Source organism: Kitasatospora sp. NPDC001527, from assembly GCF_040298605.1.
Taxonomy (GTDB): domain Bacteria; phylum Actinomycetota; class Actinomycetes; order Streptomycetales; family Streptomycetaceae; genus Kitasatospora.
Window position 1 is genome coordinate 161,356 of the sequence record NZ_JBEPAM010000006.1, and the last position, 17,344, is coordinate 178,699.

A 17,344-nucleotide genomic window follows, 5' to 3' on the forward strand; every position below is an offset into this window, starting at 1 on the left:
CGGCACGCACAGCAAACCCCGACGAACGATGCAGGAAGGCCGAAGCCCGGTGGAGAACCGTACAGTTGCCACGCCCGGCCCCGGCGCGACCGCCACGGCGAGCGCGGGCGCCGCCGCGTCCGCCCCCGCGGCCGTGCCGGAGCAGCGGCGCGGGGCGCCCCGCACCCCCGGGCGGACGCTCGGCGCGCGGCGCCGGCGCCCCGCCGTGCTGGCGATGGCGGTGGCCCTGATAGCCGCCGGCGGGCTGGGCGGCGCGGTGCTGTACAACAGCACCGGCCAGCGGGTCGCGGTGCTGGCGCTGGCCCGGGACGTGCCGTGGGGCCAGGCGCTGACCGAGGCCGACCTGGTGGTCGTCCGGATCGCCAGCGACCCGGCGCTCAAGCCGCTGGACGCCGCCGACCGGGCGAGCGCGGTCGGGATGCGGGCCACCACCGACCTCCACCGGGGCGGGCTGCTGACCAAGGCGGACCTCGCGCAGTCGCTCGTCCTGAAGCCCGGTCAGCTGCTGGTCGGCGTCTCGGCCCGGCGCACCCAGCTGCCGGCCACCCGGCTGCAGCCCGGGCAGCCGGTGATCGTCGTCTACACCCCGGACGGCGCGCGGTCCGAGTCGCTCGCCGCCACCGTCTACGCGGTCGGCCGGGTGGACCCCGACGGCAGCCAGGTCTTCGACGCCGTCGTCGACCAGGCGGAGGCGGGCAAGCTCGCCGCCTGGGTGTCCACCGGGCGGATCCAGGTGGTGGTGGCCCCGCGCGCGGCGGCCGGCACGCCCGCCGCCGGGGCCTCCGCCCCGGGCGCCCCGGCCACCGGGGCGGCGGCGTCCGGCGCCCCGGTGGCCGGCGCCCCTGCCTCCGGTGCGCAGTCCACCACCGCGCGCCCCGCCGCGTCCGGCGCGCCCGCGGCCCCCGCCGCGTCCGGCGCCCCGGCCGGGGCGGGTGGGAACTGACATGGCCGTCATCGCGGTGGTCGGCGCTCCGGGGGCACCCGGCGCGACCACGACGGCGCTGGCGCTGCTGCTGGCCTGGCCGCTGCGGCCCGGCCGCCGCATCCTGCTCGTCGAGTGCGACCCGGACGGCGGCGCCGTGCTGGCCGGCGCCCTGGAGGGCCGGGTGGAGGCGGTTTACGGGCTGCGCAACCTCGCCGTCGCCGACCGGCGCGGGCTGCTCGCCCAGGCCATCTGGGAGCAGCTGATCGACATCTCGCCGGAGGGCAACGGCGAACGCCTGCTGCTGCCCGGCCTCACCGACTCCACCCAGGCGCCCGGCCTCGCCTACACCTGGGAGCCGCTGATGGAGGTGCTGCACGGGCTGGAGCCGCACGGCTACGACGTGATCCTCGACCTCGGCCGCTCCGGCGCGACCGGTACCAGCGCGGTGCTGGCCCGCCGGGCCGACGTGGTGGCCGCCACGGTGCGCACCACCCTGCGCGGGCTGAGCGCCGTGCGGCCCCGGCTGACCCTGCTGGCCGAGGACCTCGCCACGGCCGGCACCGGCGCGGACGCGCTGGGCCTGCTGCTGATCGCCGAGGGGCCGTACTCGGGGGCCGAGGTGTCCCGGGAGTTCGGGCTGCCGGTGCTCGGGCTGCTGCCGCACGCGCAGCGCACCGCCCGGGTGCTGTCGGACGGCGGGGACGTCACCGACCGGCGGTTCGTCCGCTCGGAGCTGATGCGCACCGCGCGCTCGGCTGCGGACGAGATCCAGTTGGCGGTCCGCCGGCGGCGCCAGCGGCTCGCGCCCGCCCCGGTCCAGCCGGCGCAGCTCGCGGCGGGGGCGCCGACGCCGCCGACCCCGGTGCCGGCCCCGGGGCCGGTCGCCGCGTCCGCGCCGCAGCCGGACGCGGCGGGGTACGACTACGCCCGCCCCGCGCCGGGCGCCGTCCCGCAGCCCGCGCCGCCGGGGCAGCAGGGCCAGCCGGTCCAGCCGGGTCAGCAGGTCCCGCCGCCGCAGTCGGCCCAGCCGTACGGGTCGTCCCAGGCGTACCACCAGCCCCAGCCGCACTACCCGCAGCACCAGCAGCACCAGCAGCCGTACGGCCCGGTGCCGCCGGTGATCACCACCGGTCCGGTGGCGCCGCTCGCCGGGCTGGCGCCGCAGCCCGCCGCGCCCGCGCCGTTCCCCGGGCACGGCGGCCCGCCGCAGCCGGCGGCGCCGTACCCGGGGCAGCCCTACCCGGGCGCCGAGGCGACCGCCGCCCAGCCGTACCCGGGACAGCCCCACGCCGGGCAGCCCCACACAGGACAGCCCCAGGCCGGACAGCCCCAGGCCGGACCGCCCCACCCCGGGCAGCCGTACCCGGGGGCCCAAGCCCACCACGAGCCCGTCGACGGGGAGGTGCTCCGTGCGCGGTAGCCCGCTGCACCAGCAGCCCGCGACCGACCCGGCGGCGCTGCCCTGGGCGACGCCGCTGCCCGGTCCGGTCCATCCGGTGGCACCCGGCCGGGTCGCCCCGGCCGACCAGCCGCAGCCGCAGGCCGCCCAGGTCTACGCCCAGCCCCAGGCCCCGGCCGGCCACGCCGTGCCGACCGTCGCGCCCACCGCCGTCCCCTCCGCGCTGCCCTCGCTCGACCTGCGCGGCGCCGGCACCCGCCCGGCCGTCGACCCGCAGGTCGCGCGCGAGATCAAGCGCCAGGTCGCCGCCGAACTGCACCAGCAGATCACCCGGCTGACCGCCGGCTCCGGCACCGAGCCGGACCGCGCCACCCGTCGCCAGCGCGGCCGCGCGCTGATCGAGGAGGCCGTGGCCCGCTGGTCCGACGCCTACGCCCAGACCCACGGCATCCCGCCGACCAGGGAGCAGGACCGCGCGCTCGCCGAGGCCGTCTTCGACCTGCTGTTCCGGGCCGGTCGGCTGCAGCCCTACCTCGACGACCCGGAGATCGAGAACATCCTGATCAACGGCTGCGACGACGTCTGGGTCTCCCGGGTCCACCAGCCGCTGCGCCAGGTCCCGCCGGTCGCCGACAGCGACGCCGAACTCGTCGAACTGCTCCAGGACCTGGCCCGCCAGCACGGCGGCGGCGAGCGCACCCTGTCCACCGCCAGCCCGACCCTCGCCCTGCGCCTGGAGGGCGGCATGCGCCTCCAGGCGCTCACCGAGGTCACCCCGCGCCCGTACGTGGCGATCCGCCGGCACCGGGTGGCCTCGGCGACGCTGCCCGAGATGGTCCGCCTCGGCACCCTGGACACCACCCTCGCCGCCTTCCTGGCCTCGGCCATCCGGGCCCGGAAGAACGTGATGATCACCGGCACCCAGGGCGTCGGCAAGACCAGCCTGCTGCGCGCGATGGCCGCCGAGATCCCGCCGGACGAGCGGATCGGCACCCTGGAGTCGGAGTTCGAGCTCTGGCTGCACACCCTCGGCCACCTGCGCCAGGTCGTCCCGATGGAGGCCCGCGAGGGCAACGGCGAACGGGTGGACGGCCGTTCGGCGGGCGAGCTGACCATCGGCGACCTCATCCCGGCCGCGCTGCGGATGACGCTCTCGCGCATCATCGTCGGCGAGGTCCGCTCCGGCGAGGTCGTCCCGATGCTGCGCGTCATGACCAACGGCGAGGGCGGCTCGATGTGCACCCTGCACGCGCGCGGCCCGCACATGGTCGTCGACCGCATCGCCGAACTCTGCCTGGAGTACGGCTCGCACATGACCGACGCGCTCGCCTACCGGCTCACCGCCAACGCGGTCGACCTCATCGTGCACGTGGCGATGGTCGACGAGACGCACGTCGGCGGACGCCGGCACCGCTTCGTCTCGCACGTCCTGGAGGTCGCCGGTCTCGGGGAGAGCGGCCGGCCCGCGCTGAACACCGTGTTCGGGCCGCGACCCGACCTCGGCGAGCCGCGCGCCGTCCCGCACACCCCGCCGCAGTGCCTGGACGACCTGCGCCGGGCCGGCTTCGACGCCGCGCTGCTCGGCTCCCGGTACGGCAGCTGGGCCGCACCGCTGCAGCTCCGGATCGGCGGTGGCGCCCGATGATGCCGCTCTTCGTCCTCTGCGGGCTGGCCCTCACGGCCGGCCTGGTCGCCCTGGCGGTCTGGGCGCGCGGCAGCGACCCGGCCGGGGAGGAGGAGGCCCACGAGCCCAACCCGCTGGCCTCCCGGCTGCACGTGTTCTGGTACGGCGCGCCCGGCACCGCCTCGCACCGGGTCGCCCGGCTGCGCCGCGTCCAGGTGCCGCTCGCGCTGATCGGGGCGCCGCTCGCCTGGCTGTTCACCAGCATCCCGCTGACCGTGCTGCTGGTGCCGCTGGGGGTGTTCGGCCTGCCCTGGCTGTTCGACGCCACCCGCTCGGACACCGACCGGATCGAGCGCCTGGAGGCGCTGTCCGAGTGGACCCAGCGGATCGCCGACGTGCTGCTGCTCGGCGTCGGCCTCAACCAGGCCATCGTGACCAGCCGGCGCACCGCGCCCGCCGCGATCGAGGCCGAGGTCGGCGAGCTGGCCGCCCGGCTGCAGGCCCGCTGGCGGCCGGAGGAGGCCCTGCGCCTGTTCGCCGACAGTATGGCCGACGCCACCGCGGACAAGGTGCTGGCCGCGCTGCTGCTGCGGGCCGGGGACAGCGGGCCGGGCCTGGCCAGGGCGCTGGCCGACATGGCCGACTCGGTGCGCGAGGAGGTCCGCCAGCGGCGCACCATCGAGGCCGACCGGGCCAAGCACCGCACCACCATCCGCTGGCTGGTCGGCATCATCCTGTTCGTCGTGGTGGTGGGCTCGTTCAACACCGAGTACACCCGCCCGTACAGCACCGCGCTCGGGCAGATCGTGCTCGGCATGGTCTGTGCGCTGTTCGTCGCGGTGATCGCCTGGATGCGGGCGCTGGCCTCGTACCCGCCGGTGCCGCGGCTGCTGGAGCCGGACCGGCGCAGCCGTCCCGGCCGGTCGCTGCGGCGTCGGCGCGGCGCGGGCGGCGCGCAGGGCACGGACGATGCGGGCGACGCGCCCGATCCCGGCGCCGCGGCCGGGGCCGACAGCGGCGCGCGGCTGCTCGGGGAGGCGCGATGATCTCCCCGTGGTCCGTACTGGCCGGTGCCGTGGCGGCCGGCGGCGTCGCCATGCTGATCGCCGAACTCCGGCCCGCGCCGCCCGACCTGGGCCAGGCCCTGGACCGGCTGCACCGCTCCCCGGCCGACCGCACCCCCGACCCGGACGAGCGGCCGCGCTGGTTCGACCGGATCGGCGAGCGCTCCGTCCGCCTGCGCGGGGTGCGAGTTCCCGAGCGGGAACTCGCCCTGATCGGCCGCACCCCGGCCCGGTTCATGGCGCACAAGCTGCTGTTCGCCCTGCTCGGCCTGGTGCTGCCGCCCTACCTGGTGGTGGCGGCGCTGCTGATGGACGTCAACCTGCCGTTCGCGCTCCCGCTGGTGGTCGGGCCGCTGCTGGCCGCGATGCTCTGGTTCGTCCCGGACGCGATCGTGCGCGGCGAGGCCAAGGAGGCGCGGGTCGAGTACCTGCACGGCATCGCCGCCTACCTGGAGCTGGTCGCGATGGAGCGGGCCGCCGACCTCGGCCCGGCCGAGGCGCTGCGCCGCGCCGCCGCGGTCGGGCGGGGTGCGGTGTTCCTCCGGATCCGCGACGCGCTGGACCGGGCGGCCACCGACCGGCTGCCGCCGTGGGCCGGACTGGACGCGCTGGCCGTGGAGCTGGGTCTGACCCCGCTCCAGGACCTCGCCGACATCATGCGGATCTCCGGCACCGACGGGGCCGCCGTCTACGACACGCTGCGGGCCCGGGCCAAGGGCCTCCGCGGCGAGCTGATGGCCGAGGACCTGGCCCGGGCCAACGCCGACAGCGAGCGGATGGTCGCGCCGGGCTCCGCCCTGACGATGCTGATGACCGTTCTGATCATCTTTCCCGCGCTCTACAAGATGCTCAACTGATCAGCACCACCGCGGAGGCCGAAACCTCCGTCACCACACCACATCCCTGGGAGCACTCTGATGAACGCTCATCTCAAAGCACTGATCGGACGATTGGCCGGCGCGACCCTGCTGCCCATTCAGCTCGCCCTGCTGCTGTTCCACATCCGGATGGGCCGGGCCAGGGCCGCCCGGGCCCGCGGCGACAAGGGCGCCATCAGCATCGAACTGGCGCTCGCCGTCATCGCGCTGGTGTTCATCGCGGGTCTGGTGACGTTCGCGCTGGTGGGCCTCAAGGACAGGGTCGTCGGCAAGGTCAACGAGGACCCGGACTACCACGGGGAGAACGGCCCCAAGTGACCCGCCGTCGTCGCCTCCGCCGTTCCGACCGGGGGTCGATGAGCCTGAGCCTGGCCATCGTCTTCCCGGTCGTCCTGCTCCTGGTCCTGGCCGTCGCCCAGACCGGGCTGTGGTGGTACCAGCGCCAACTCGCGCTCAGCGCTGCCCGCGAGGGCGTCGACGCGGGGCGGATCCAGGGGAACCGGAGCGACGAGCAGAAGAACGAGGCGGCGCGCCGGCAGGCGGACGACTTCCTCAACCGGCAGGGCAGCCGGGAGCACCGGGTCGTCACGGACGGCAGTTCGCCGGAGCTGATCCGGGTGACCGTCGAGGTGAAGGCGCCGGTGATCGTGCCGTTCATCACGTCGCCGACCGTCACCCAGTTCGCCGAGGCACCGCGCGAGCGCTTCGTCCCGCCGGAGGTGGTGGGGCCGTGAGCGCTCGGGTGCGGTGCCGGTCCGCGCGGCCGGCCGGGTGGGTGCGGCGGTTCGCCGCGCGCCTGCCCGGCCGGTCGGCGCGCGGGCGCGACGGCGGCAGCGCCGCGATCGAGGCGGCGATCGTCGCGCCCGCCGTGGTCGCGCTGATCCTGGTCGCGGTCGCGGCGGGCCGGGTGCAGACCGCCGCCGGCACGGTGGAGGCGGCGGCCCGCTCCGCCGCCCGGACGGCCTCGCTGGCGCGCAGCGCCGACGGGATGGACGGCGTGGCGAAGAAGGCCGCCGAGGACGCCATGCAGCAGCAGGGTGTGCACTGCCGGAGCAGCGAGGTGGAGGTCCGGCACGGCGAACTGGTCAGCCACGGGACGACGCTGGCGACGGTCGAGGTGACGGTGCGGTGCGAGGTGGGTCTCGGCGACCTGGTCGGCGGGCCGAGCGTGCCGCTGTCGAAGACCCTCACCGGCCGGTTCGTCTCGGTGGTCGACCGGTACCGCGGGCGGTGAGCCGGCCGGTGGGTGATGATGTGTCAGGTCGTGGGTCGGGTGGTGACGGGGTTGTGAGGACGAGCGGGCCGGACGGGGATTGGGGAGCCGTCGGGCGGGGGAGACGCATGCGGAGGGCGCCCTGGGGAGGGCGGACGGACCGGTGGGGAGGGAAGGCCATGGCACGCGGACGCGCGGTGCGGCAACTGCGCCGCGCCCGGCTCGGCGGGCCGTTCGGCGCACGCACCGACCGGGGCGCGCTGTCGATCTTCGTCGCCATGTGCGCGGGCTACGTGGTGCTGGTCATCGCCCTGGTCATCGACGCCGGCGGCAAGCTGCGGCTGGCGGAGCGGGTGGACGGCTACGCCCAGGAGGCCGCCCGGGTGGGCGGTCAGCAGCTCGACGAGGCGGCCCTGTTGCAGGGCGAGGGTTACAAGGTGAAGCGGGCGTACGTCGAGGAGGCGGCCAACAGCTACCTCAAGCTGTTCGGCCTGAACGCCTACAAGGTGGAGTTCTTGGACGACGGCGCCACCGTCGTGATCACGGTGCGGGCCGAGTTCCGCCCCATCATGCTGGGCGACCTCGGGTTGGTGAAGGTCACGGGCAAGGGGAGCGCCACCCTCGTCCACGGAGTCAAGGAAGCGGAGACCGACTGATGGCCGCGCCACGCGTCAAGGACCAGACCCGTGCCGGGCGTCCGGCCCGGGGTGTGCCCACCACCACCCCCGCGTCCGGCCGTCGGCCGGCGCCGCAGCCGTCCCACCGGGCGGGCGGCGGCGGGCGCGGCCGGGGTGGCGCCGTGCTCGCCGCGCTCGCGGCGCTGATCACCCTGCTCGGACTGCTCGTCGGCGTCCCCGCGCTGCTGCTCTACGGCACCCGCGCGGTGGCCGACATGGGCGAGCTCGCCCCCGACGGCCTCGGCGCGCTGCTGACCAGCCCCGACGACGGGCGGCTGTTCCTGTGGCTGCTGGTGGTGGTCGGCTGGGTCGGCTGGGCCTGCTTCGCGTTCTCCGTGCTGCTGGAGATCCCGGCGCAGCTGCGCGGCCGGGTGGCCCGGCGGATCCCGGCCTTCGGCTGGAGCCAGCGGGCCGCGGCCGGCCTGGTCGGCGCGGTGATCGCGCTGCTGCCGGTGGCCGGCGGGGCCTTCGCCGCCACGGCCGAGCACGCCCCGGCGCCCGCCGCCGCGGCGGCCTCGGTGACGGCCGGCCCGCAGCGCGCCGCCCTGCCCGCCGCGCAGGCGGCGCCGTCGGCGGCGCCCGGCGCCGAGCAGCAGGCCTCCTACACCGTGCGGGACAGCCGTCCCGCCGACAGTCTCTGGACCATCGCCGAGCGCCAACTGGGCTCGGGGGAGCGGTGGGTGGAGATCGCCAAGCTCAACGACGGCCGGGCGATGGACGATTCGGGCACCCGCTTCGACGCGGACCGGCCGATCCAGCCCGGGTGGACCCTGCTGATGCCGGCCGACGCCAAGCCCGACGAGGCCAAGGCCGCCACCCCCGCGCCCGCGCCGGCTCCCGCGCAGGCCGGGACACCGCAGAGCGCCCAGGCCGGCGGCACCGTCACGGTCCAGGACGGCGACAGCCTGTCCGCCATCGCCGAGCGGGCGCTGGGGGACGCCGAGGCGTGGCCCCGGCTGTTCGAGGCCAACAAGGGCGCACAGGCACCGGACGGGGAGCGGCTCACCGACCCGAACGTCGTGGTGCCGGGCATGGTCCTCACCGTTCCCGGCGCGGCCGCGCAGGCGCCGGCGCCCGCCCCCGACCAGGCGCCCGCGCCGGCCGCCGAGCCCGCCCCGGCTCCGACCCCGCCGCCGCCCGCACCGGGCACCCAGGCGCCCTCCGCGCCGGCCGCCAAGACGCCCGCCGCGCAGCCGCCCGCCGCCGAGGCGCCGGCCCCGGCCGAGGCCCCGGCGTCCGCGCCCGCCCAGGCCCAGCCGCCCGCGCCGCAGGCCGACGCGCAGGCGCCCGCCGCCCACGCCGAGCAGGCCCCGGACGACGACTACACGGTGGCCCTCGCCGCCTCCACCGTCGGCGTGCTGCTCGCCGCGATCATGGTCGGCGCCGTCGCCCGTAAGCGCGGCGGCCAGCTGCGCCTGCGCCGCCCGCTGCAGCGCATCGCCCTGCCCGCCGCCCCCGCCGCCGCCTTCGAGGCCGAGCTGAAGGCCCGCCAGGACGACGCCGGCCTCGACCTGCTCGACCGCGCCCTGCGCAGCATGGCCCGCAACACCGTGCGCGGCGGCAAGCGGCTGCCCGCGATCGTCGCCGCCCGGATCACCCCCGGCCGCACGATCGAACTCCACCTCTCCGGGGCCGCCGCCCCCATCGCGCCGTTCCGCGCCGCCCACGCGCCCAACATCTGGTGGTGCGCCGCCGACTCCGACGGCCTGCTCTCCCCGTCCCAGGCCCGCAAGACCGCCGCCCCCTACCCGGCGCTGGTCACCCTCGGCTCCGCCGCCGACGGCTCCGTGGTCCTCGCCGACCTGGAGACCGTCCGGCTGCTGCACCTGTCCGGCCACCCGGACGACGCCCGCGACGTGCTGCGCACCCTCGCCCTCGAACTCGCCCACAGCCCGCTCGCCGACCGCCTCCACCTGCACCTGGTCGACCTCGCCGAGGAGGTGCCGATCAGCGGCCCCGCCGCCGAGCGGATCCACCGCCACACCACCCTGGAGGCCGCGCTCGCCGCCCTCGGACCGCGCACCGCCAAGGCCCGCGCGACGCTGGTGGCCGCCGAGGCCGCCAGCCCCCGCGAGGCCCGCAGCCGCGGCCTGGCCGACGAGTCCTGGGTCCCCGAGATCGTGCTCTGCGCCCACCAGCCCGGCGGGGAGGTGCCGGCCGAGCTCGGCCGACTGCTCGACGCCCGCCCGCGCACCTGCGTCGCCGTGATCACCCGGGCGCCCGAGCGCGGCACCGGCCCGGTCGCCCGCTGGACCCTCCCGGCCACCGGCCAGGCCGTCATCCCCGGCCTGCACCTCACCCTGGAGCTCCAGCGGCTGACCACCGGCCAGTACGAGCAGGTCACCGAGCTGCTGCGGACCGCCGACGACATCACCCAGCACCCCGCCCCCGCCTGGACCCTGGACGGCGAGGAACTGGAGCCGGCCGACCTGCCGGTGCCGGTGCTCGCGGGCGTCGGCGCCGCCGGCGGCCCGGGCGCGGACGGCCCGGCGGCCTTCTCGCTCGCCGCGCTGGAGGCGCTGGACGCCGCGGACGATCCGGACGAGGACACCGACAGCGGCCCGGGGGCGGCCGGGCCGCGCCTGCTGGCCCGGGTGATCGGCACGGGCGTCAGCCCGTTCGCCGGCACCGACCCGGTGGCGCCGATCCCGGCCGCCGCCGGACCGGCCGCGCTGCCGGCTCCGCGGCACCTCATCAACGGCCTCGGGCGTCAGGTCGGCGCCTCCGCCGTGCCGACCGGCCCGGCCGCCGCGTTCCCGGTCGCCCCGGCGACCGGGGAGCCGGCGGTGGAGGGCTCCGGCACCGACACCGGTTCCGGTTCCGGCTCCGACTCCGGTGATGGGGACGAGACGACGCAGAACCTCGGCCTGCCGGGCGCCGTCGCGCCCGTCGCGCCCGTCCAACCGGTGGCCGCGGTGCCCGCGCTCGGCGCCGCGCCCGTCCCGACCGCCGTCCCCGAGCCGGCCCCCGTTCCCGAGACCGCTCCTGCCCCGGCCCCCGCTCCGGTGCCCGAGCCGGTGCCGACGCACGACCCGGCCCCGGCGCCGCCCGCGGCCGCCGACCCGCGCGTCCCCGCCCGCCCCGAGCCCGGCCCGGCCGCGTCCGCCCCGGTCGCCCGCACCACCCCCGGCCGCAGCGACAGCGACGACCTGCTCGCCATCCTCCGCTCCCCGGAGGCGCACGCCACCCGCAGCACCCCCCGGATCCGCCTGCTCGGCCCGGTCGACGTCGCCGGCACCGGCGGCAGCGCCGAACCCGGTGCGGTCCTCCGGCTCACCGAGCTCGCCGCCTACCTGGTGCTGCGCCCCGGCGCCGACCACCTCGCCCTCGACCACGACCTCCACCCCGGCGCGGCCCACCTGGACCCGCACCCCACCACCCCGGACGCCCGCGGTCCGCTGCCCGACAAGCTCGCCGACCTGGCCGCCTGGCTGGGCAACGCCCCGGACGGCCGGCCGTTCCTGGCCACCGACTCGACCGAGGGCTACACCTTCGCGCCCGCCGTCACCTGCGACTGGGACGAGTTCCGCAGCCTCTACCGGCGCGGCATGCGCAGCACCAGCGCCACCGCCGACGCGGCCCTCGCCCACGCCCTCGCCCTGGTCCGCGGCGCCCCGTTCGCCGAGGCCCCGCCCGCCGCCTTCGGCTGGGCCGAGAGCGAGCGGCAGGACATGATCGCCGCGATCGTCGACACCGCCCACGAACTCGCCGCCCGCCGCCTCCAGTACGGCGACCACCGCAGCGCCGAGGCCGCCGTCTTCCGCGGCCTCGCCGTCGCCCCGGACGTCGAACTCCTCCACCGCGACCTCTTCTACGCCTACGCCTCCGCCGGCGCCCGCGACCAGCTCCTGCGCGCCGTCAACCGCCTCGACGCCCTCAGCCGCCGCACCGGCCGCGACCTGGACGCCGACACCGTCGCCCTCCTCCGCGACCTCCTCGCCGGCTCCTGACCCCGCCCCCGGAGTAGGAAGTCGGCCCAGCCGACTTCCTACTCCACCACCACCCCGCCTGCTGGAGCGGAAAGTCGGCCTGGTCGACTTCCAGGGCGTCCTGGCTCGCCACCGCTTTGTCCGGCCTGTTGGAGTGGGTTGTCGGCTCGGCCGATCTCCCGGCTTCTGGTCCACCTCCATCCCGCGCGGCAGCCCTGCCTGTTGGAGGTCGGCTTGGCCGAATTCCCGCTCCGACAGGCGGGGCGGCCTCTGCTCGCTCGGTGGGGTACCCGGGGCATGTGGGGTCCGGTGTCGCTGTGCCCCTCCGGGCACTTCGGTGGGCGCGGTGCGGTGGGTGATTGCCTGTTGGGGAGAAGCTCGGAGCCTGGCTTCGGGGCTGTTGCGTGGTGGTCACTCGGAGGGGCGGGGCGGCGGGGGGCGCGCAAGGTCGACCCGGCCTGGATCGGGTGTGGCGGGATCTCGTAGGGTGGCGCACACCGGTGTGGTGACAGGCACCACGCGGGGTACGAGGCAGCAGAACGCCGCTGGGCGGCGGGGCGGGGCGGTGACCTGGAGATGGCGGAGACGAGGGCGGTCCCCGGAGGTCCCGAGCCCGTGCCGGACGCGGGTCCCCGGGACGCCGTGCCGCCGCCGTCCGCGCGCAACGCCTACGAGGAGCACCCGCCCGGCCCGGCTGCCCTGTACGAGCCCCCCGGCCCGGTACCCGGACCGCCCGCGGCGCCCACCGGATGGACCGTCACCGGCATGCCGGCCATGGGCGCCGCCCTCGGAACCCCGCCCGGCGCCACCCCCGCGCACGGCCTGCCCGGCATCGGCGGGCTGGCCGGCGGGCCGCGCGGCCGGATCCTGGTCGTCGAGGGCGGCTACGGCACGTCCGGCCGCCGCACCTGGGGTCGTGGCGGAGCGGCGCAGGCACCGGTGCTGTCCGCGATGCTCGCCGCCGTCTCGCCGCAGGTGCTGCTCGCCGCCGACGCGGTGGACGCCGTCCACCTGCCCGGCGCCAGCGACCCGCACACCGTCCTCGCCCACCTGCGCGCCGCCGCCCGTCACCCCGGGCCGCTGCTGGTCCACCTCGGCGGCCACCTGCTCGCCGACAAGCGCGGCGGCCAGCTCCACCTCACCCTGCGGGACTCCAAGCCCGGCAGCATCCGCCAGGACGGCCTCGCCTGGCAGGCGATCGCGGGCGAACTGCGGCACCGCCCGGCGGACTGGCAGACCCTGGTCATCGCCGACCTGAGTGCCGATCAGAACGCCTGGCCGCTGCTCCAGGGCACCGTCTCGCCGCTCGGCGAGGGCCTGCCGCTGTGGGCGGTGATCAGCCCCGATCCGGAGCAGATCGGCACCTTCACCCGCGCGCTGATCGAGGCCCTGCACGGTGGACGCCCGGGCGCCGAGGCGGTCCTGGCTCCGGAGCAGCTGCGCCAGCAGGTGTACTCGGTGCTCCGCCCCGACGTGATCGTGCTCAGTACTCACGCGCCGGACCGCCCGGTGTTCCGCAACACCGCCCGGCGCGGCGACGGCCCGCTCGTCGACGCCGTTCCGTACGAGGGGCCGAGCCCGGCGGCCATGCTGCCCCGCCCGGCCGCGGCCTCCGCCGAGGAGGAGGCCGCCTGGCCGGACGACCGGTCGTGGGGCGAGCCGCCGCGTGACGCGGCGCCCCGGCCGGCCGTGGTCCTGGACAAGCCGGCCGCCGCCGAAGCCACTGCTGCTGCGGCTGCTGTTGCCGCCGCGCCGGTGGTCGAGGGGCCGGTCAGCCTGGTCAAGCCCGGCGTGCCGCCTACGCCGCCGCTCCCGCCGCACCCCGTCGACCTGGTGAAGGCCGGCGCCTGGCAGCCGCCGACCCCCGAGCCGGAGCCGGCCCGTGAGTCGGTCCCCGAGCCCGAGCCCGAGCCGTTCCCGACGGACGAGAAGGCGCCCGCCGCCCCCGCCGAGCCCGCCGCCCCCGCCGAGCCCGCCCCGGCCCCGGACCTCACCGAGCCCCGCGCCGACTACCGCGAGGTGATCGGCCGGATCGTCCGCAGCGCCGATGCCGGCGACCACGCGGCCGCCACCGACCTGGCCTTCGCCCTCGAACTGGAGGCGATCGCCGAGCACGGCCCGGTCTCTGCTCCGGTGCTGCAGGTCCGTCAGGTCCGTGCCCACGTCTCCCGCCTCGCGGGGCGGCCGGCCGAGGCGGCCGACCTCTATCGCGAAGTCGCCCTCTCCCTGCTCCGCACCCAGGGCGCCGAGCACCCGGAGACCCAGCACGCGGCGACCAACGCCGAGGCCTGCTGGCGGGCGATCCGGGACCGCGCCGAGGCCCTCCGGATCGCCCCGGAGATCATCGAGTTGCGCGCCCACCTCCCGGGCCCCGACGGCCGCAAGCTCCGCGCCGCCGAACGCCACCTCGCGACACTCGCCGGCCCTCGATCCGACTCCGCCTGATCCGGGTTGGGCGTTCTGGCGGCGGTCGCGAACGCCTTCGCCCGGTGGCAGGCGAACCGCCGCCACGCCGAGCGCTCCCGGCGGACCGGTGAGCCCTGGCCGCCGACGGACGTGGCCGCGTTCGTCGCGGAGGTCGAGGCGTCGGGCCTCTTCGAGTCGGTGGAGGTGGTGCCGGTCGAGCCGCCACGACTCGTCGACCTCCGCTTGGAGGCTTCGGAGGAGCACTTCTTCATCGTCATGGTGGTGGACGGCCACAACGCCTGCCGGATCGTGTTCGACGACTACGTCTTCGACTGGGTGCCGACGTGCCTCGTGCTCGAGTTCCTCCAGGCCGTCATTGCCAGTGAGGTCGAGGTGACCCTGTCGCCGTCGGGCGGGCATGTGCTGCTGGGCGTCCCGCTGGCTGGGGAGGGGACGTGGCGGGACTCACGGGTCTTCGGGGGCGGGTTCGAGCCGTGGGAGGCCCGGGCGATGGCCCGGGACCGGGCGCCGGAGCACTGACGGACCGGGAAAACCGGGCGACCACGGACCGGCGGCCACCTATGCTCACCGCCGTGGACGATGCGCTGTCGAAGATCCTGGCGAAGCCGCTGACCAGCCGGAACGCTCTGAAGCTGGAGAGGCTGGCGCGCCGTCGGCTCAAGCACGGCGAGGTGGCCTTCGTGGCGGACCTCGGCATCGGGCTGGCGAGACACCACCGCTCGGCGACGGAGTTCGACAGCCTCTTCGACCGGCTGGTGCGGCTGCTCGCGGTGACGCCGGGGGCCGAGCCCGTCGCGCAGCTGGTACGGATGCTCGCCGCGGGGAGGCCGGACGATCCGGCGTTCGACCGCTACGTCGCCTCGATGCTGGCGGCCTGCCGGCGACCCGAGGACCTGACCGTGGTGTTCGACGGAGGCTCTGGGGGTGTGGCCGTCTCGGATGAGTTGCGGGCCTGTCTGGTCCACGAGCTGGTGATCAGGGGTATCCCGGTGGCGGAGATGCCGGGCATCGCCGGGTGGGCGACCTCGTCGCACTGGCGCGACCACCCCTTGGCCGGCCTCCCGTTGGCGCCGATGGCGGCGGAACGGGAGCCGGATCTGCCGCACTACTCGGTCGACGGCAGCAGCCACGGGCTGCCGTACTGGGATCCGGAGGAGCGCCACCCGGCACCCCGGCTGGACACCCGGGTGCCGACGGCGGTGGAGACGACGACCGCCGCCACCGCCGCGGCCATGGCCACGGCGGTGGCGGACTGGGCCGACGACCCGGAGGAGCCGGAGGGCCGTGTCGAGGCGCGGACCTTCGCCTTCGCGGACCCCCTGGAACCGGACGCGGTGCCCGGCGCCCTCGTCGCGCTGGGCCTGGACTGCCTGGTGGACCTGGGCGACCTGCCGGGGCCGGGCGAGGAGACCGCCTTCGGGGTGGTCGCGGTGGAGCCGGCCGAGGTCTGGCAGGTGCTGTTCGCCGCGGCCTCCACCGGCGGCGCGTACGCGCCCGGCCGCTACGGTGCGTACGGTCGGCTCCGCGCGTGGCGCTCGCTCGCCGCGCTCGCCGGGGCGCCGGCGGACGCCTCGGCGGGCGAGGTCGAGGAGTACGTCCGGGGCTGTGCCTGGTACCGGTTCGGTGCCGCCACTCCGTGGTTCCACCGGGTGGTGTGGGACCTGGGCGTGCTGGCCGTTGCCCCGGACCGCCGCCGGCTGGCCGTCCTGGCCGCGACGACCACTGACTGACGGAGTGGGAAGTCGGCCGGTCCGACTTCCCACTCCGTCATGCCCGCCCACGACCACCGGCAGGTGCGGAGCACGGTGGTGCACGCCCGGCGCGCGGGGGTGAGCGCGAGGTGCGAAGCGAACCCGCGCCCCGGCATGCCAGTTGGCTCCTCGACTGCGGGTGATGTGAGTGGAAGAGCCGTCAGCCCAAGGGAGTTGAGCATCGGGGTGGTCGCCTGTGGTCCGGCGGGACGGCGGCCCGGTGGCGGCCCTCGGAGGTGGAAGGTGACTCGGGTGCGTCGAGGGGAGCTGCAGGACCGTGGGGGAACAGGCTTTCTCCCGGACTACGCTGACGATGCATTCGGCGGGCACGGTGCGTGCCTGCGCGTGTGCGGACAGTGCGGCGTGGCGGAGAGCAGGGGAGGCCGAAATGGATGAGGTTCAGGGCGGCGGCGAGAGCAGCGACGTGACGCGTCCGCTGTTGGACGAGGACCTGTCGGGGTTGTCGGACTTCCTGCGGGCGATCGGTCGGCAGATCAAGGTCCTGCGTGAGCTGGCGGGGCTGACGCAGAAGGAGTTCGCCAAGGAGGTCGGCTACACCGAGAGCCTGATCGGCGCGGTGGAGCAGGGCAAGCGGACGCCGCAGCGGGAGTTGCTGGTGGCGGCGGAGAGGGTCCTGGACGCGAGAGGGCTGCTGCTCGTCATCGCGGAGGACATCGAGCGGGCGAAGGCCAGGGTGCGCGTGCGGCACCCCGAGTGGTTCCGGAACTACGCCACCCTGGAGGCGTCGGCCCTCGAACACCATGACTGGAGTGCCTACCTGGCGCCGGGACTGCTCCAGACGGAGGACTACGCCCGGGCGGTGTTCCGGATGCGGCAGCCGCTGCTGGCGGAGGAGATGGTCGAGATTCGGGTGGCGGCCCGGATGGCGCGACAGGAGATCCTTGCCCGGTGGCCCCATGCGGTCTTCAGCTGGGTGATCGACGAGGGTGTTTTGCACCGGAGGCTCGGTGGTCCGCAGGTGCACCGGAGGCAGCTCGAACGGTTCCTGGAGATCGGGGACACCCGTGGTATGACGCTTCAGATCATGCCGATGGGCCGCGCCGAGAACGCCGGCATGGACGGTTCGTTCATCTTGATCACGCCAAAGGGACGCCCGCAGACCGGCTATATGGAAGTCCAGATGAACGGTAGGCTCATCACGGATGCGGAGGAGGTCCGTCTCCTGAACGTGCGGTACGGCACCCTCAGGGCGCAGGCGCACTCTCCGCAGGATTCCCTGTCGTTGATCGAGAAGATGCTGGGAGAGCGATGAGCGGCGATCTGGTGTGGTTCAAGAGCAGCTACAGCGGCGGCGAGGGCGGCGCTTGCGTCGAGGTCGCCGAGACCACCGAATCCGTCCTGGTGCGTGATTCCAAGGACAAGTCCGGTCCTCGGCTTACCTTTTCGTCGGCTGCTTGGGAGTCCTTCGTCGAGTTCGCGCAGTCGGTCTGACGGTG

15 protein-coding genes are annotated in these 17,344 nt (G+C 76.2%); all 15 read left to right on the forward strand.

Going from position 1 to position 17,344, the window contains the following annotated elements; translation table 11 throughout:
- The first annotated feature begins 49 nt into the window (after positions 1-49).
- The 15 genes from ABT238_RS08755 to ABT238_RS08825 all read left to right on the forward strand — a co-directional run bounded on the left by ABT238_RS08755 (position 50) and on the right by ABT238_RS08825 (position 17,339).
- Positions 50-943 (forward strand): SAF domain-containing protein, encoded by an 894-nt coding sequence (locus ABT238_RS08755; RefSeq protein ID WP_350756222.1) that lies wholly within the window; start codon positions 50-52, stop codon positions 941-943.
- A 1-nt stretch (position 944) separates the two neighbouring features.
- The gene (locus ABT238_RS08760; RefSeq protein WP_350756224.1) at positions 945-2,345 is read left to right on the forward strand and encodes a hypothetical protein; all 1,401 of its coding nucleotides are present in this window, start codon (positions 945-947) and stop codon (positions 2,343-2,345) included.
- Positions 2,335-3,969 (forward strand): TadA family conjugal transfer-associated ATPase, encoded by a 1,635-nt coding sequence (locus tag ABT238_RS08765; protein ID WP_350756226.1) that lies wholly within the window; start codon positions 2,335-2,337, stop codon positions 3,967-3,969. Before ABT238_RS08760 ends, ABT238_RS08765 begins: the two co-directional genes overlap by 11 nt.
- On the forward strand, positions 3,966-4,994 hold the full coding sequence (locus ABT238_RS08770) for a type II secretion system F family protein (protein WP_350756228.1): 1,029 nt from the start codon (positions 3,966-3,968) through the stop codon (positions 4,992-4,994). Before ABT238_RS08765 ends, ABT238_RS08770 begins: the two co-directional genes overlap by 4 nt.
- Entirely contained in the window at positions 4,991-5,869 is an 879-nt protein-coding gene (locus tag ABT238_RS08775; protein WP_350564003.1) for a hypothetical protein, read from the forward strand. Before ABT238_RS08770 ends, ABT238_RS08775 begins: the two co-directional genes overlap by 4 nt.
- Before the next feature lie 60 nt (positions 5,870-5,929).
- Entirely contained in the window at positions 5,930-6,208 is a 279-nt protein-coding gene (locus ABT238_RS08780) for a hypothetical protein (protein WP_350564001.1), read from the forward strand.
- 38 nt (positions 6,209-6,246) lie between these two features.
- Positions 6,247-6,624, forward strand: coding sequence for a TadE/TadG family type IV pilus assembly protein (locus ABT238_RS08785; protein ID WP_350564000.1), 378 nt, complete (start codon positions 6,247-6,249; stop codon positions 6,622-6,624).
- Entirely contained in the window at positions 6,621-7,124 is a 504-nt protein-coding gene (locus tag ABT238_RS08790; RefSeq protein ID WP_350563998.1) for a TadE/TadG family type IV pilus assembly protein, read from the forward strand. Before ABT238_RS08785 ends, ABT238_RS08790 begins: the two co-directional genes overlap by 4 nt.
- Positions 7,125-7,282: 158 nt before the next feature.
- Positions 7,283-7,759 (forward strand): hypothetical protein, encoded by a 477-nt coding sequence (locus tag ABT238_RS08795; RefSeq protein WP_350563997.1) that lies wholly within the window; start codon positions 7,283-7,285, stop codon positions 7,757-7,759.
- Complete coding sequence (locus ABT238_RS08800; RefSeq protein WP_350756230.1) at positions 7,759-11,730, forward strand: BTAD domain-containing putative transcriptional regulator; 3,972 nt, start codon at positions 7,759-7,761, stop codon at positions 11,728-11,730. Before ABT238_RS08795 ends, ABT238_RS08800 begins: the two co-directional genes overlap by 1 nt.
- Before the next feature lie 594 nt (positions 11,731-12,324).
- Positions 12,325-14,154 carry a hypothetical protein gene (locus ABT238_RS08805; RefSeq protein ID WP_350756232.1) on the forward strand — a complete coding sequence of 610 codons (1,830 nt, stop codon included), beginning with the start codon at positions 12,325-12,327 and terminating at the stop codon, positions 14,152-14,154.
- Between the two features lie 6 nt (positions 14,155-14,160).
- On the forward strand, positions 14,161-14,655 hold the full coding sequence (locus ABT238_RS08810) for a hypothetical protein (protein ID WP_350563992.1): 495 nt from the start codon (positions 14,161-14,163) through the stop codon (positions 14,653-14,655).
- A gap of 53 nt (positions 14,656-14,708) precedes the next feature.
- Complete coding sequence (locus ABT238_RS08815; protein WP_350756234.1) at positions 14,709-15,866, forward strand: DUF6183 family protein; 1,158 nt, start codon at positions 14,709-14,711, stop codon at positions 15,864-15,866.
- Between the two features lie 409 nt (positions 15,867-16,275).
- On the forward strand, positions 16,276-17,160 hold the full coding sequence (locus ABT238_RS08820; protein ID WP_350756236.1) for a helix-turn-helix domain-containing protein: 885 nt from the start codon (positions 16,276-16,278) through the stop codon (positions 17,158-17,160).
- Positions 17,157-17,339 carry a DUF397 domain-containing protein gene (locus ABT238_RS08825; protein ID WP_350563988.1) on the forward strand — a complete coding sequence of 61 codons (183 nt, stop codon included), beginning with the start codon at positions 17,157-17,159 and terminating at the stop codon, positions 17,337-17,339. Before ABT238_RS08820 ends, ABT238_RS08825 begins: the two co-directional genes overlap by 4 nt.
- The last annotated feature ends 5 nt before the right edge of the window (positions 17,340-17,344 follow it).